Source organism: Providencia burhodogranariea DSM 19968 (assembly GCF_000314855.2).
Lineage (GTDB): Bacteria > Pseudomonadota > Gammaproteobacteria > Enterobacterales > Enterobacteriaceae > Providencia > Providencia burhodogranariea.
Genome location: NZ_KB233223.1, coordinates 145,157 through 160,836, shown reverse-complemented (window position 1 = coordinate 160,836; position 15,680 = coordinate 145,157). Strand labels below are relative to the sequence as shown.

The 15,680-nt window shown below is 40.4% G+C and carries 14 protein-coding genes; 5 read left to right on the top strand and 9 right to left on the bottom strand.

The window, feature by feature from the left end; all coding sequences use genetic code 11:
• Positions 1-4: 4 nt before the first annotated feature.
• Positions 5-880, top strand: coding sequence for a U32 family peptidase (locus tag OOA_RS11430; protein ID WP_008912303.1), 876 nt, complete (start codon positions 5-7; stop codon positions 878-880).
• Between the two features lie 230 nt (positions 881-1,110).
• Here OOA_RS11430 and OOA_RS11425 read toward each other — a convergent pair whose 3' ends face one another.
• The 5 genes from OOA_RS11425 to OOA_RS11405 form a co-directional block, all read right to left on the bottom strand.
• Positions 1,111-1,518: a DUF350 domain-containing protein gene (locus OOA_RS11425; protein ID WP_008912302.1), complete on the bottom strand. Its 408-nt coding sequence runs from the start codon at positions 1,516-1,518 to the stop codon at positions 1,111-1,113.
• 162 nt (positions 1,519-1,680) lie between these two features.
• A complete protein-coding gene (locus OOA_RS11420) occupies positions 1,681-2,817 on the bottom strand; it encodes a calcium-binding protein (protein WP_008912301.1) in 1,137 nt (378 codons plus the stop codon).
• A gap of 384 nt (positions 2,818-3,201) precedes the next feature.
• Positions 3,202-4,347, bottom strand: a complete 1,146-nt coding sequence (locus OOA_RS11415) for an ABC transporter permease (RefSeq protein WP_008912300.1) — start codon at positions 4,345-4,347, stop codon at positions 3,202-3,204.
• Positions 4,347-5,492: an ABC transporter permease gene (locus tag OOA_RS11410; RefSeq protein ID WP_008912299.1), complete on the bottom strand. Its 1,146-nt coding sequence runs from the start codon at positions 5,490-5,492 to the stop codon at positions 4,347-4,349. The genes OOA_RS11415 and OOA_RS11410 overlap by 1 nt, the downstream gene beginning before the upstream one ends.
• Before the next feature lie 11 nt (positions 5,493-5,503).
• Entirely contained in the window at positions 5,504-6,475 is a 972-nt protein-coding gene (locus tag OOA_RS11405) for an HlyD family secretion protein (protein WP_008912298.1), read from the bottom strand.
• A gap of 239 nt (positions 6,476-6,714) precedes the next feature.
• Here OOA_RS11405 and OOA_RS11400 point away from each other — a divergent pair, with 239 nt between their 5' ends.
• The 4 genes from OOA_RS11400 to OOA_RS11385 all read left to right on the top strand — a co-directional run bounded on the left by OOA_RS11400 (position 6,715) and on the right by OOA_RS11385 (position 10,183).
• A complete protein-coding gene (locus tag OOA_RS11400) occupies positions 6,715-8,400 on the top strand; it encodes a sensor histidine kinase (RefSeq protein WP_008912297.1) in 1,686 nt (561 codons plus the stop codon).
• Between the two features lie 63 nt (positions 8,401-8,463).
• Positions 8,464-9,180, top strand: a complete 717-nt coding sequence (gene btsR / locus OOA_RS11395; protein WP_008912296.1) for a two-component system response regulator BtsR — start codon at positions 8,464-8,466, stop codon at positions 9,178-9,180.
• A gap of 141 nt (positions 9,181-9,321) precedes the next feature.
• Entirely contained in the window at positions 9,322-9,696 is a 375-nt protein-coding gene (locus OOA_RS11390; protein ID WP_008912295.1) for a YjaA family stress response protein, read from the top strand.
• A 106-nt stretch (positions 9,697-9,802) separates the two neighbouring features.
• Positions 9,803-10,183, top strand: coding sequence for an IS3 family transposase (locus OOA_RS11385; RefSeq protein ID WP_008912294.1), 381 nt, complete (start codon positions 9,803-9,805; stop codon positions 10,181-10,183).
• Between the two features lie 103 nt (positions 10,184-10,286).
• Here the strand turns inward: OOA_RS11385 and OOA_RS11380 are convergent, their stop codons facing one another.
• From OOA_RS11380 to pnp, 4 genes are all read right to left on the bottom strand, one after another.
• Positions 10,287-12,248 carry a DEAD/DEAH family ATP-dependent RNA helicase gene (locus tag OOA_RS11380; protein ID WP_008912293.1) on the bottom strand — a complete coding sequence of 654 codons (1,962 nt, stop codon included), beginning with the start codon at positions 12,246-12,248 and terminating at the stop codon, positions 10,287-10,289.
• Positions 12,232-12,303, bottom strand: a complete 72-nt coding sequence (locus OOA_RS21375; RefSeq protein WP_419177170.1) for a hypothetical protein — start codon at positions 12,301-12,303, stop codon at positions 12,232-12,234. The genes OOA_RS11380 and OOA_RS21375 overlap by 17 nt, the downstream gene beginning before the upstream one ends.
• A gap of 115 nt (positions 12,304-12,418) precedes the next feature.
• Positions 12,419-13,336, bottom strand: coding sequence for a lipoprotein NlpI (gene nlpI / locus OOA_RS11375; RefSeq protein ID WP_008912292.1), 918 nt, complete (start codon positions 13,334-13,336; stop codon positions 12,419-12,421).
• A gap of 81 nt (positions 13,337-13,417) precedes the next feature.
• Entirely contained in the window at positions 13,418-15,541 is a 2,124-nt protein-coding gene (gene pnp / locus OOA_RS11370; RefSeq protein ID WP_008912291.1) for a polyribonucleotide nucleotidyltransferase, read from the bottom strand.
• Positions 15,542-15,680: the final 139 nt, after the last annotated feature.

Here is a 15,680-nt window from a genome sequence, read left to right as displayed (position 1 = left end):
TGTTATGAAGTATGCATTAGGATCGGTCCTCTATTATTGGTCAAAACAAGATTTACATGATTTTTATCAGTTAGCAGCAAATAGTGAGGCCGATATTATTTATCTTGGTGAAACGGTGTGTAGTAAACGCCGGGAAATGAAGCCCGCAGATTGGATTGAACTAGCCCGCCAGCTTGCATTAAGTGGAAAACAAATTATTTTAAGTTCTCTCGCATTATTACAGGCTCCTTCTGAACTAAAAGAAATTAGCAAACTAGTTGATAATGGCGAATTTTTAGTGGAAGCACATGATTTTGGTGTAATTAACATGCTTGTGGAACGTAACTTACCTTTTATTGCAGGCCATGGCCTCAATTGCTATAACGCACAAGCACTCAATATTTTATTGCGCCAAGGTATGATTCGTTGGTGTATGCCCGTTGAGCTTTCTCGAGATTGGTTACTCAACTTACTAAATCAGTGTGATGAACAGGGGATTCGAGGCAAGTTTGATGTTGAAGTCATGAGTTACGGGCATTTGCCTTTAGCCTATTCAGCTCGCTGTTTCACTGCTCGTTCAGAAAACCGAGCCAAAGATGATTGCGAAACATGCTGCATCAACTATCCACAAGGTCGAAAAGTACTCTCTCAAGAACAGCAACAGGTATTCACATTAAATGGCTTACAAACACAAAGTGGCTATTGCTATAACCTTGGTAATGACCTTGCTTCAATGAAAGATCTCGTTGATATTGTACGTATTTCACCCGAAAGTACTGAGTCACTCGAAGTGCTAACTCAATTCAAAGCGAATGAAAAAGGCGATGCACCTCTTGTAATAGCCGATCATAGCTGTAATGGGTATTGGCGAAAAGTCGCCGGGTTAGAAATGATATATTAGAATCAACTATTGTGATAATGCCAGCTTTCGCTGGCATTATCATTATGAACATTTTGTCTATATTTATTGCTAACGATAATTTTAAACATGATGGATATAATTCGCTGAAACCCAATCGCCAATGCTTCTAAATATCGTTATAGTTAAATATTTATCATTACTAATTTCAAACATATATACCGAATAATAGCCGCCCACTCATAATGCGAGCCATTAATGGATTATGTTGATTAATAGCTCATACTTACCGCATTCAAAATACCAAATCCAAGAGAAGTTCCACCTAAAAATAGACCAGCAGAAACATTATTTTGTTTAATTTTTTCACCAATCTTTGGCATATATATTTTGGTTGCGCCAAGGACTAATAATTGAATAATTAATGCAATAACACCCCAAATAATACAGTCAAGAATGCTAACCGAATTCGAAATCGCACTTGAAAGAGGTGTAATATAGCCTAACATTGCGCCAATGAACGCAACACCTGCCGCAGTATTATTCTCTTTAATTAATACCCATTCATTATGTCTGGATATGCGTGTATAAATGAAAAGAAATATTAATACCATGACAGTACCAATTGCGAAATAGCTTACAAAAGAGAGTAATGCAGAAAATACGGCGGTAAAATCCATAAATAATATTCCTTAAAAAAGGGAACACTGTATCTTAAATGACCACAGAAATAAACTTGATGATATGAGCCAAAACAATGAGAAATACCGCTTAGTAGGTGAGAAATTTAGTCACTACATCGAATTCAGCGTAGTGACTAAAGGCTTTATGAAATTTAACAATTATTTATGCGGTAAAATAAAATCACCATGATAAGAATATCCAGCCGCCATGGTACTTAAATTAGCCATTGAATGATTATCTATTTGTGAACTTGAACCTTGATTATTTGAGAACATCGCCATTGCATTGATAAGTTTATCAACTTCAACCGTACTAGAGCTTGATGATATACCTATGCTATTAAGCATTCTTTCAATTCTTGGTCTATCCAGATTTGAAAATGCAATACTGGCATCAATCAACCCATCAATACCCGCTTTATCAATGATAGTCCCATTTGCAAATTCTATCTTTCCAATTTTTTGATCGTGTTGAGAGTAATAGTTATCAAACCTTACGCTATCCTCTGTTCCTATGATACTGATGACTAAGTCATTACTTTCTTTCTGCAATTTCACATCTTTTACAGTAATGCCTTCACCAAATTTTAGAATATCCTGACCACTTTTAGGATTATTTGGTGAGTAATTACCATGTAAATAAATAGTATCTCTGCCATCACCGCGGCTAAACTGATAAATATTACGACCTACACCACCGAAGATAATATCATCTCCCGTACCACCATTTAATACGTTATGGCCTTTGCTCTTAGAAACATCCAGTCTATCATTACCTGCACCACCGTTCAGTGTGTTATTGGCAATACTACCGTATAACCAATCTACATCACTGCTACCTTCTATTTTGCGGTCCTTAGTATCTTCAACAAGTTTTGAAGCAATATCAAAAAGCTCAATATCTTTAAGTGCCCATCCTGTGCTTAGATTATTTGCCCAGTCTGGTGATATGCTTGCAGGGCTAAACTTAATTAATACTTCAAATTTTTTCCCATTATTATCTAGTATCGTCAATTTACGACGACCCGATTCAATTGAGATGCCATTTTCATCGCTAATAGACATACTTCCATTCGGCTGTTTAATGAAATCAGGATTTTCATCAAGCCAATAAACAAGTTCTCCAAATGGAGACAAATCTATTTTATCCAATCCCCCATCAAAGTTTTCTATTATCACATTATTGCTACTGAAAGAATTTAACTGAATAGTTTCATTTTTTCCAGAAGAAAGACTAATGATTTTGTCTGTACTTTTAACTAGCAATCTTTCTCGGTTATTACTTTTCATTTCCATATTTCCCATATCCTTATAAGAATGACTTACGCAATAACACTTATAATTCAGATCGCTTTTTTTTTCTTAAATAATCCATAAACAGTAAATTAATTTTATATATCTAGTTATTTTAAATAATGAGTTAAGAACATAAATATACTCAATTTACTATGATTTTCATCGATATTGTCTGAGTGATATAAGCATAATTTTTTTAACGTTGAAAAATTCTAAAGTATGAAAAATAAGAATAGATGAATATCAAGTGATCAATATTATCAATTAAATAATACAACATGAGAATGTTGAAAGGGGGGCTTTGATTTTTTCATACTGTTACTGATATAGGTTTCTCTATCAGTAACAGTATGAAACTAAAAATATAAAAAATGAATTTTGATGCTATTTTAGCCGGTGGTGAATCTTATGGGCGATATGACGCAATTCCCCGTCGCGTAACATTCCGATAAAGACACCAATTACCGAATAAATTACCCCAAGGACTAACATCATTACGATATCCATTAAAACACCACTAAATGGTAATCCCATCTGATTTATGCCCGCAATAGCGCTAGTCGCCCATGTTGACGGTAAGGCTGAAGCAATCATACGTACCCACTCAGGCATCGCCTGTAGTGGCCAAATAGTACCTGACATATAAAAAACAGGAGTCGTAATAAATGCCAGTGTGAGATAAATCATTTCCACACTACGTAGACACTCAGTTACCAGCTTACCTAAGCCAATCACAGCAAGTAAGAACGGGAAGGTTAACATCCACAGTTCATATAAAGGCGCCTCTTGGCGATAACCCAAAATCCAAGGCCACAATGCAAAGAATACTGTAGATAAAAATAACCAAATCGGGATCAGAGCAGACAAAGCGCCTAAATATACTGCTAAAGGGGGTTTACCTTTCGGTGTACTACGAATAGCAACACTCACACGAACACAGGCAATGAGTAATGAATGCTGTAATAACATGACTAACAAACCAGGAAACACAATTGCAGCAAAGCTGACACCGGGATTATATAATGGCTCAGTAACACTTCGTATTGGTGTAATAATGACACTAGCTTGTTCTTTACTGAAGCCCGAATTTACTAATAGTTGCGTGTTATAGCTATTCAGTAGCGTCTGGTAAGCGCTTACTAACTCTTGTTGAATTTGACCACTCGCTAGCCGGTTTGTCGCATCACCATAAACGGGAATTGTAATATTTTTACCATTAAGTAAAAATTGTTCAAAATCAGTAGGAATGATAATGATGGCAAATAATTGCCTATCTATCATGTCCTTTCTTGCTTGTGCTAAGTTATCAAAGCTATGTAACTTCAATTTTGGTGCTGCATCCAAATCACGGATCAAAGTACGACTAGCAACACTGTGATCCATATCAATAACCGCGACTGGCAAATCCCAAAGTACTGGCTTCGCATAGACTAAACTCATTACACACAACGAAACAAGCAGTAGCAGCCACATAGGCTTATCTAACATGCCTAACAACACTTTACGGAAGGTAGCAAAGTACATCTGCATTAAAGCTCTCCTCCTTGTGCCGCGATACGCTTAGCTAACCGCTTACGAATAAGAAGGGCCGTTACAATCGGGTAAATCAGTAAAAATAAGCAAACCTGAATAATACGTCCAAATGATATTTCCCGCAGGAAGATATCAAACATCGCATTCAATGTATGAGTTAGTGGCTCAATGTTTGAAATAATCTGAGCAGGTAAAATCATTGATAGCTCAGGTACTGCCATTCCAGAGAAGGCTAACGCAATACTCACTAACATACCAATTAAGCTATAAGCCGTAATAGCACTGGCTGTGAAACTAAACAGCAATAACCCTATACTTTGTGCCGCTATTACATAAAAGAACCCTACCATTATCATATAGAGGGGATTTCCCACCACCTTAGCATCAAAGATGCTCACCAATGCAGCTAGCTCAACAACCAATAACGTTGTGAAAAATAAAGTATAAGGTGCCATTTTGCCTAGTACAGCCATAGCAAAAGGCTTGACGCTCTGCAAAATTGAGCTTCGTGATAAGGTATAAATCGTACAAGTCACGACAAACAGTTGCAGCATATGGATGGTTGCCGCAAATTGCTGATAATAAATATAACTACCGCTGGGATTAAATAAGCTGTCATAAGAAAGCGAGACTTGTGCCAAGGCAGGTAAAGCTTTCCCCATTGAATGAGCCAGTTGAGTACGGTATTTAGCATTTAACTCAGCCACTAGCCCACTAAAGTCTTGAATGGCATAACTTCCTGATGCATAAAATAATGCATTGTAATACATACGCAATTCAGGCTGGCGGCCGCGTAACACGTCAGATTCAAAATTTGTTGGGATATACAACAGTGCATAGTCTTTTGCGCTGGCTAGCCGTTTTAATGATGTGTTGAGATTATTATCTGTAGACTTAACATCAGCATGAGGACCTGCATTTAAATCCCTGATAACTTGTCGAGAAGCCGGGCTATGATCGTTATCCACGACTGAAACAGGCAGATTCATTAATGTCCCTTCAGAGAAGTTAGCACTCACTAATGTAAATAGCATTAGAGGGAAAAGCCAACTTAACCAGTGAAAGACTGGACTACGAATCGCAGCTTGTGTTTCTCGACTAAACGCATGTTCAAAACCATGCCAAGCAAATTTTAAGTTCATACCCGCGCCTTTTATTTATCCCAGCGCCATAACACGCTCATTCCAGGTCTTAAGCCATCAATTGGCTCTAGAGGGTACATACGGACCTCAAAAGTTTTTAAATCGAAATCACCCGTTGCACGCGTTGCCCTCTTGGTCGCGTAATCGCCCTTCGGTGCAATATAACGGATCACCGCTTCAACTTTTTTGTCGCCTAATGCCGGCACCTCTAATTGAACTTTATCGCCTTTTTTGACATCAGCGAGAATATCTTCACGTAAATTATAGATAAAGTAAGATTCCGGCAGACGGATCATCGTCACCAGTGGGCTACCTGCATTAAAGATTTCCCCAACTTCAGCAGGGATGGGTCCTATCTCACCATCAACAGGCGCTCTGACTTGTAAATCATCAAGTTGTACCTGTATTTCTGCTAATTTTTGCTCTTCTTCATGAAGTGCAGCTTCATATTGCTGACGCTGTTCAATACGATCACCATTTTTAGCTTCTTCAAGTTGTGCTTGTGCGCCTTGTACTTGTTGAAAAGCCACATCTTTAGCTTTACGTGCGCTATCGAGTTCATTAGCTGAAACATAACCTTTAGCAGATAAATTATTTAAACGGTTATATTCGCGAGTAGCATTTTGATACTGAGACTTCGCTTGCGCTAGTGAGGCTTGCAAGTTACGGATAGTTTCTTCTCGGGTACCATTGACTGAAAGAGCTAGTTTAGCTCTAGCTTGGGCCGCTGCAGCTTTCGATGCAGCATATTGTGCCGCCAATTCAGGGCTTTCTAACGTCAATAATAATTGACCTTTTTTAACATCATCCCCACGTTCAATATGGCGCTCAATAACACGACCTTTCGCTTTAGACGTGACCATGACTTCAGGTGCATCAACTTCACCTTGCAACAATAAAAATTGATTATGAGAATGAAAAAGTGCAGCCACCGCTATCAAAATCAGCATCAACAAAATTAGTGCTATTGTTCTTTTTTTCATTATTAATATAAACCTTAAATAATCACGGGCGAAACTATCTCTATAAGATTATCGCAGTATTTAGTTATACAGCGTTAAGAAATTTGTGCGCAAAGTCACACATCTAGGGATAACCCCTAATATTGAATCGCCTCAACTCTTATGTCAAATAAAGATAGTTTACTTTCTGTAAATCGCTATGACCAAATTTAAGGGTTACGTTACAATAATCACGTTGAAATACCGAAACTGGAAACCTTATGTACGAATTTGATCTCATTCTGCTTTTATTGCAGCAGATGTGCGTCTATTTAGTTATTGCTTGGGCTCTAAGTAAAACGCCCCTTGTAATCCCTTTATTGAACGTGACTATCCGTCTGCCACATAAAGTAATGTGCTACGTCATTTTCTCTGTCTTTTGTATTATGGGAACCTATTTTGGTTTGCATATCAATGACTCCATTGCTAACACACGAGCTATCGGCTCTGTGCTGGGCGGTCTTCTTGGTGGTCCAGCTGTAGGATTCGCTGTTGGTTTTACTGGGGGATTACACCGCTATTCGCTCGGCGGAATGACGGCATTTAGCTGTATGGTATCCACTATTGTTGAAGGTTTAATTGGTGGCTTAGTCCATCGCTATTACATGAAGCGCGGCCAAATACACAAAATATTCAATCCTATCACCGCCAGTTGTGTCACTTTTTTCGCTGAAATCATTCAGATGCTGATCATTCTTCTACTTGCTCGACCTTTTGATGAAGCATTAGAACTAGTTAGAAATATAGCAGCCCCAATGGTTATCGCAAATACTATCGGTGCTGCAATGTTTATTCGTATTTTACTCGATCGCCGCGCCATTGTTGAAAAATATACCACTGCATTTTCAGCACAAGCTCTCAAAATCGCACTTTGTACAGACGGCATTTTGCGCAAAGGTTTCAATGCTGATAACAGTATGAAAGTTGCAAAAATCATCTATCAAGAACTCGAAATAGGTGCCGTTGCGATTACCGATAGAGATAAAATTTTAGCGTTTATTGGCATAGGGGCTGATCACCATCAACCCGGTACGCCAATCGCCTCAAAACAATCCAAACAAGCTATCGACAACAATGAGGTTGTCTATGCCGATGGCAATGAAACTCCTTATAAATGTTCATTATGCGCTACTTGTAAGTTAGGTTCTGCCTTGGTTATCCCATTAAGAGGGGAAAATAATCAGGTAATTGGAACTATTAAGCTGTATGAAGCTAAAAATAAATTGTTCAGTTCTATCAACCGAACACTTGGCGAAGGGATTGCTAGCTTGTTTTCTGCACAGATCCTTGCTGGGCAATATGAACGTAATAAACAATCTTTGTTACAGTCAGAAGTGAAGCTACTTCATGCGCAAGTAAATCCTCACTTTTTATTTAATGCACTCAACACACTGCAAGCGATTATCCGTCGAGATAGTCAACAAGCCAGCCAGTTAGTACAGTATATTTCGACTTTCTTTCGAAATAATCTCAAACGTCCTGAACAGCATGCCACTCTCGGTGAAGAGATAGAGCATGTGAATGCTTACTTACAAATTGAAAAAGCACGCTTCCGTGAAAAATTACAGATAGAACTGGATATCTCTGACACGCTAAAACAGGTAAATTTACCCGCATTTTCACTACAACCTATTGTTGAAAATGCAATTAAACATGGAACTTCACAATTATTAGATACCGGATATATTACAATAAGAGGCTATATTCGTGGCGAACAGGTTTATATTGAAATCGAAGATAATGCAGGTCTTTATCAACCCAAGCCACAGAGTGACGGATTAGGAATGAGCTTGGTTGATAAACGTTTACGCCTAAAATATGGCGAGCAATATGGTGTTAGTGTCGAATATGAAACTGAAAAATTCACACGAGTACAGCTGCGGCTACCCTACTCGCTAAAACAATAAAATGATTAGGCTTGTAATCAAAATAATTTAAGTTACATGTAACTTGAAGTATAAAGAGTATATATGAATGTATTAATTGTGGATGATGAACCACTAGCACGGGAAAACTTACGTTGTTTGCTCGAAGAACATGATGAAATTGATATTATTGGCGAATGCGCTAATGCCATTGAAGCGATAAGTGTCATCCATAAAAAGAAACCGGATGTGGTTTTTCTTGATATTCAGATGCCACGCATTACAGGTCTTGAAATGGTACGTATGCTCGACCCAGAAGATAGGCCTTATATTGTTTTTTTAACGGCATTTAATGAATTCGCAATCCAAGCTTTTGAAGAGCATGCTTTTGATTATTTATTAAAACCTCTAGAAAATGAAAGGCTCAATAAAACCCTGACACGTTTACGTCAGGGAAGGCAAAAACAGAATCTTGAAATTCTTAGCGAACACGAACCTTTAAAATTTATTCCCTGCACAGGCCATAGCCGTATTTGGTTGATGAAATTAGATGAAGTGCAATATATCACCTCTAGAATGAGTGGTGTCTATGTAATGAGTACTCAAGGCCAAGAAGGCTTTACTGAATTGACTCTCAGGACGTTAGAATTACGCACCCCTCTAGTTCGTTGCCATCGTCAATATTTGGTCAACATGACGAAACTAAGTGAGATTTTGTTTGGCGATAATGGACAAGCAGAGCTAGTCTTATGTTCAGGCGAACATATCCCAGTAAGCCGCCGCTATTTAAAACCGTTAAAAGAGGCACTTGGATTAATTTAACTTATTAATATGTTTATAAAATAGTTCAAGCTGCATAACACTTACCCTCGAAACTATTCTAGTTGAAAAATTTCAAGGAATGATAATTCGTAAAGAAATCAAAACAACTTGAAAAATGATAAATATATAAGGAGATCACTGATGGCTGACTTCTACTTGCAGTTTCGTACCGATTCAATGACATTAAAAAATTTAGAGACCCACGAAGAGCACACTGCAACAGGAAAATTTTCGTCATCACGGCTGATCATTGGTGATTTTATTGTTGCTCAAAGCCTTTTGGTGCAACTTATTGATGCCATGAAACTCAACGTTAGACTGCCTTTGACAACACATCACCGTATTATTGTTCAAGCTCTAGAAAAAAATGAGGGTGGCCTAAGCCCGGTTGAAGTTCGGCTTTTAGAAGAAATTACTGTCAGTGCCTTTAATCATAAAGTAAAAAAAGTGGTCGTTAGCCATGACCACTTGCCGATGCCACAAAAACAAGCTGAAGAGCTACTGAGTAAAAAATAATATTGGGAGAATTGTAACCCACCTTTATTAAATTTTTTATCAAGCAAGCACTGTAATTCTCCAGAAATAGATCATAGCGTTGTAGATCCAAAATGTTGCCTATGAGGTGGCTAAAAATACACGCTTAACGTTGGTCATGGAGATGCTAAAAAGAGGATTGTCTAGATTAACCAAAACTCAAAAACCGTTATTACACAGTGATCAAGGTTGGCACTATCGAAATCATCAATATCAGAAACAGCTTGCTAATAATGGTGTTAAACAAAGCATGTCAAGAAAGGGTAACTGCTTAGATAATACCGTTGCAGAGAACTTTTTCGGTCTATTAAAATCAGAAATGTATCATGGTTATCGTTTTCGAGATGCCGATGAACTGATTGATAAAATTGACGAAGATATAGAGTATTACAATACCAAACGGATCAAAGCCAAATTAAAAGGCCTGACTCCGGTTGAATATCGAAATCAGGCCTTACAAGCCGCTTAATTAAAAGTGTCCAACTTTATGGGGTCACTTCATATCTATTTTAGATAGCGGGTTTTACTTTTTACTTGCGAGCTTCTTTCTCAGAAGCTCGTAGCAAAATTAATTATGCGTTATGACTAGAGCTACGACGGCGTGGAGCTGCAGTGTTGCTTTCTTCAGTACGTGCTCGTGGGGCACTACTTGTGTTACCACGGTCACGGTTACCAGCGCCGGCACCTGCACCACCACGACGGTTGCCACCTTCACGGTCACCAGCACCACGACGGCTACTACCTTCACGGTCGTTACGACGGCCTGCACCGAAACCACCTTCGCTACCACCACGACGCTCACGACGTTCGAATGGTTGTGCATCACCAACCAATTGCATTTGCATTGGTTTGTTAAGAACACGAGCACGGCTTAAGTGAGTTAATACATCCGTTGGCATCCCTTTTGGCAGCTCAATCGTTGAGTGAGTACCATAAAGTTTGATATTACCAATATAACGGCTGCTGATGTCTGCTTCGTTAGCAATCGCGCCAACGATGTGACGAACTTCCACGCCATCATCACGACCCACTTCGATACGATACATCTCCATATCGCCAACGTCACGACGCTCGCGACGAGGACTACGATCACCACGCTCAGCACGATCAAAGCCATTACCATTGCTGTTAGTGCTGCTATTGCGATCACGACGACGGTCATCTCCACGGTCATTACGGTCGCTAAATTCACGACGTGGACGGCGTGGTGCATCTGGTGGCAGGATAAGCGCGCGCTCACCTTGAGCCATTTTTAGCAATGCTGCTGCTAACATTTCCATATCAACATCTTCTGATGGAGACAGTTTAGCTAACAATGCACGGTACTGATCTAAATCGCTACTTTCAAATTGCTGTTGAATCTTCGCTGCAAATTTAGCTTGGCGACGCTCGCTTAGCACTTGAGAATCGGGCAATTCAACTTCAGGAATAGTCAGTTTCATTGTACGTTCAACGTTACGCAGAAGACGACGTTCACGGTTCTCAACGAACAGTAATGCGCGACCTGCACGACCTGCACGACCTGTACGGCCGATACGGTGTACATAAGACTCTGCATCCATTGGGATATCATAGTTAACAACTAAGCTGATACGCTCAACGTCAAGGCCTCGAGCTGCAACGTCAGTAGCGATTAGAATATCCAAACGGCCATCTTTTAAACGTTCCAGAGTTTGCTCACGCAATGCTTGGTTCATATCACCATTCAGTGCCGCGCTGTTATAACCGTTACGCTCAAGAGCTTCAGCAACTTCTAGCGTAGCGTTTTTAGTCCGTACGAAAATGATTGCAGCATCAAAATCTTCCGCTTCTAAGAAACGAACCAATGCTTCATTTTTACGCATACCACTAACAGTCCAATAGCTTTGAGTAATGTCTGGACGTGTTGTAATGCTAGCTTGAATGCGAATTTCTTTCGGATCTTTCATGAAACGGCGCGTAATACGACGAATAGGTTCTGGCATAGTTGCCGAGAACAGAGCTGTCTGGTGCTGAGCAGGAATTTGGCTCATGATGTTTTCAACATCTTCAATAAAGCCCATTCTCAACATTTCATCAGCTTCATCCAGTACTAAGCCTTTCAGTTTAGACAGGTCTAAAGTACCGCGTTTTAAGTGGTCAAGAAGACGACCAGGTGTACCAACAACGACTTGTGGTCCTTGACGTAAAGCACGTAGCTGTACGTCATAACGTTGCCCGCCATACAGAGCAACAACGTTAACGCGGCTCATGTGTTTAGAAAAATCGCTCATCGCTTCAGCAACCTGAACAGCCAACTCTCGAGTTGGTGCTAAGACTAAGATTTGCGGAGCTTTTAAATCAGGGTCAATGTTGTGTAGTAATGGCAAACCAAATGCAGCGGTTTTACCACTACCAGTTTGTGCCATACCCAATACATCATTGCCATCCAGCAACAATGGAATACATTGCTTTTGGATTGGTGAAGGTTTTTCGTATCCCAGGTCGTTAAGTGCAGTCAAAATAGACGCTGATAAACCTAGATCAGCGAAAGAGATATCAGTCTCGGTAGTCATGTAAATGTGCCTCATACTCTATGGCGGCCAGTTTACATAACCGTACGAAATTCATTTCGGTCATTTTCATTTAAAATGTGAACTGGCTCAAATTGTTTTATTAAACGAACAAATAGTCCGTCATCCCTAGGGATGATGACTTAGAAAAATAATCATGAAATGTTCGTCAGCTATTGCTGGCCCGATTCTAGAAGGTCGTCTTGTTCTTGGCCTAACAGCGCCAATTCCAACAATGCATAGCGGTGTTCAACAAAGCTGTGAGCGTTGTTAGCCACCGTCAGTTTGAATAACGTTGAAGCGCTATCCTTATCCCCCAGACTTAGGTAATGCTTACCTAAATAGAAGTTAGTTTCACTGAGATGCTCAGCGAGCGAAGTGTTATCCGCAGAAGTTTCTTTTAAGCGTTCCATCAGTGTCTTTTCACTGATATTGCCAAGGTAAAACTCTACGATATTCCAGCCCCATTGCCCTTTCTCCGCGCTGTTATAACGAGCTGCAAGGTTACCTTGCGCTATACGCGGGTCTATGTCTTTCTCAACTAAATAAAGCCATAGTGTACGAAAAGGATCATTTGGATCTATCTGATAATACGCCAGCAGATCATCCTGCGCTAATTTGAAACGGCCACCGTAATATAATGCGATGCCACGATTCATACGCGCGAAATTGTAAGTTGGATCAAGCTCTAATACAGAATCAAACGCTTCATAAGCGGCATCATAATTGCCCGCCTGCGCAAAATAAATTCCTAGAAAATTAAAAATTTCAGGAATGTCAGGACGAATGGATAATGCGGTTGAAAAATCATTACGCGCCAACGCCCTTAGACCGAGACTATCATACAACACTCCGCGCTCATATAAAAGCTGAGCGTACTCATCATCGGTCAAAGATCGACTCGCAAGGATTTGTTCCATACGAGCCAATATTACTTCTTGTTGTAAGGAGGGTTGCAGAGGAACGGCAAATACCTCGTTTTTACGCCAATCTTTATTGCTGCACCCAAGAAGTACAAAAAAGATAAGCGCAGAGAGCCCACGAGTTACCCCGTTTAAGCCTCGAAACCGAAGACAGATACTGTTCAGCATACTCCGTCCTTACATTACCACTAATTCAGCACATTATGGCTAATTACGCCCTACATCCATAGGGCGCTGTTCAGATTCAGCCTATTGTGCTGAATCCTGCTGCTGTGCTGGTGTTTCTTCAGCCGCAACAGCTTCTTTCATGCTTAGGCGGATACGACCTTGACGATCGATTTCCAATACCTTAACAGGAACTTCTTGACCCATTTGCAGATAGTCAGTCACTTTCTCAACACGCTTGTCTGCGATTTGAGAAATATGAACTAGACCTTCTTTACCGCCACCGATTGCAACGAATGCACCAAAGTCAACGATACGAGTCACTTTACCTGGGTAAACACGACCAACTTCAACTTCTGCGGTGATTTCTTCGATACGGCGAATAGCCTCTTTCGCTTTCAGGCCATCAGTTGCAGCAATCTTAACAGTACCATCATCTTCAATTTCAATAGTTGTACCAGTTTCTTCGGTCAGTGCACGAATAACTGAACCACCTTTACCGATAACATCTTTGATTTTGTCTGGATTGATACGGATAGTGTAGATGCGTGGAGCAAATTCAGAAATCTCTTCACGAGGACCATTGATTGCTTGTTCCATTGTTCCTAAGATATGAAGGCGAGCGCCTTTCGCTTGGTTCAATGCAACTTGCATGATTTCGCTAGTGATACCTTCAATCTTAATGTCCATTTGCAGTGCACTGATACCTTCACGGCTACCAGCAACTTTAAAGTCCATATCGCCTAAGTGGTCTTCATCTCCGAGGATGTCAGAAAGAACAACGAAATCATTGCCTTCTTTAACCAAGCCCATTGCGATACCCGCAACAGCAGCTTTAATTGGCACACCAGCATCCATCAGAGCCAAAGAAGCACCACATACAGATGCCATTGATGATGAACCGTTTGATTCAGTAATTTCTGAAACAACACGAACAGTGTATGGGAAATCAGCGTGATTTGGCATAACAGCCAGAACACCACGTTTTGCTAAACGACCATGACCAATTTCACGACGCTTAGGTGACCCGACCATGCCAGTTTCACCAACAGAGTATGGAGGGAAGTTATAGTGGAACAAGAAGCGATCAGTGTATTCACCCATTAACTGGTCAATCACCTGTGCATCACGTTCAGTACCCAGTGTTGCTGTTACCAGCGCCTGAGTTTCACCACGTGTAAATAGTGCAGAACCGTGTGTGCGTGGTAGAACACCAGTACGTACATCAAGTGCACGAACCATGTCTTTCTCACGACCATCAATACGTGGCTCACCACGGATAACACGTGTACGAACAACTTGTTTTTCTAGGCTGGCAAGAAGATCTGAAATTTCAGAGGTATCAACGTTTTCATCTTCAGCAACGATTGCAGCAGTGACTTCATCTTTAATCAAGTCAACTTGTGCATAACGCTCTTGCTTATCAGTGATACGGTAAGCATCACCCATACGGCTTTGTGCAAGTTCAGCAACTTTATCGCTCAGAGCTTGGTTAACTGGCTCTGGCTGCCAATCCCACTTCTCTTTACCAGCTTCTTTTACTAATTCGTTGATTTCTTTAATCACAACTTGTTGTTGGTCATGACCAAATACAACTGCGCCGAGCATCTGCTCTTCGCTCAGAAGCTCTGCTTCTGATTCAACCATCAGCACTGCACTTTCTGTTCCTGCTACAACTAAATCAAGACGGCTTGATTTAAGTTCATCTGCTGTTGGGTTCAAAACATATTGGTCATCAATGAAGCCAACACGTGCAGCACCAATCGGGCCATTGAATGGAACACCTGATAGTGCTAAAGCTGCTGAAGCACCAATCATAGCAACGATATCTGGGTTAACTTGTGGGTTAACAGAAACCACGGTTGCAATGATTTGGATTTCGTTCAAGAAGCTTTCTGGGAACAGTGGACGTAATGGGCGGTCAATAAGACGCGCGACCAGAGTTTCACCTTCGCTAGGACGACCTTCGCGACGGAAGAAACTTCCTGGGATACGACCTGCTGCATAAGTACGTTCTTGATAGTTAACAGTCAGAGGGAAGAAATCCTGACCTTCTTTAACCTTTTTCTTAGCTACCGCAGTAACGAAAACCGCAGTATCATCCATATTCACCATAACAGCCGCCGTCGCTTGACGGGCCATCATGCCTGTTTCAATCGATACGGTATGTTGGCCGTATTGAAATTTGCGAACGATAGGATTTAACAAAATATTACCCTTCATTTTAGGCCACCTGAGCATCTCTAGTGGCATTGGCTTTCTCTTCCTACTACAGCCTCGCGACTAATGAGAAGACTGATATTCAAATTATCAATTCTCTCATTAGCCGCGCGAATCGGTTGTAGCT

What these genes read in the sequence shown, in the direction of transcription:
- OOA_RS11390 (WP_008912295.1), top strand. Translation starts at nt 9,322, where the DNA reads ATGGCTGACTTCTACTTGCAGTTTCGTACCGATTCAATGACATTAAAA.
- OOA_RS11415 (WP_008912300.1), bottom strand. Translation starts at nt 4,347, where the DNA reads ATGCAGATGTACTTTGCTACCTTCCGTAAAGTGTTGTTAGGCATGTTA.
- OOA_RS11380 (WP_008912293.1), bottom strand. Translation starts at nt 12,248, where the DNA reads ATGACTACCGAGACTGATATCTCTTTCGCTGATCTAGGTTTATCAGCG.
- OOA_RS11425 (WP_008912302.1), bottom strand. Translation starts at nt 1,518, where the DNA reads ATGGATTTTACCGCCGTATTTTCTGCATTACTCTCTTTTGTAAGCTAT.
- btsR (WP_008912296.1), top strand. Translation starts at nt 8,464, where the DNA reads ATGAATGTATTAATTGTGGATGATGAACCACTAGCACGGGAAAACTTA.
- nlpI (WP_008912292.1), bottom strand. Translation starts at nt 13,336, where the DNA reads ATGCTGAACAGTATCTGTCTTCGGTTTCGAGGCTTAAACGGGGTAACT.
- OOA_RS11430 (WP_008912303.1), top strand. Translation starts at nt 5, where the DNA reads ATGAAGTATGCATTAGGATCGGTCCTCTATTATTGGTCAAAACAAGAT.
- OOA_RS11410 (WP_008912299.1), bottom strand. Translation starts at nt 5,492, where the DNA reads ATGAACTTAAAATTTGCTTGGCATGGTTTTGAACATGCGTTTAGTCGA.
- OOA_RS11400 (WP_008912297.1), top strand. Translation starts at nt 6,715, where the DNA reads ATGTACGAATTTGATCTCATTCTGCTTTTATTGCAGCAGATGTGCGTC.
- OOA_RS11420 (WP_008912301.1), bottom strand. Translation starts at nt 2,817, where the DNA reads ATGGAAATGAAAAGTAATAACCGAGAAAGATTGCTAGTTAAAAGTACA.
- OOA_RS11405 (WP_008912298.1), bottom strand. Translation starts at nt 6,475, where the DNA reads ATGAAAAAAAGAACAATAGCACTAATTTTGTTGATGCTGATTTTGATA.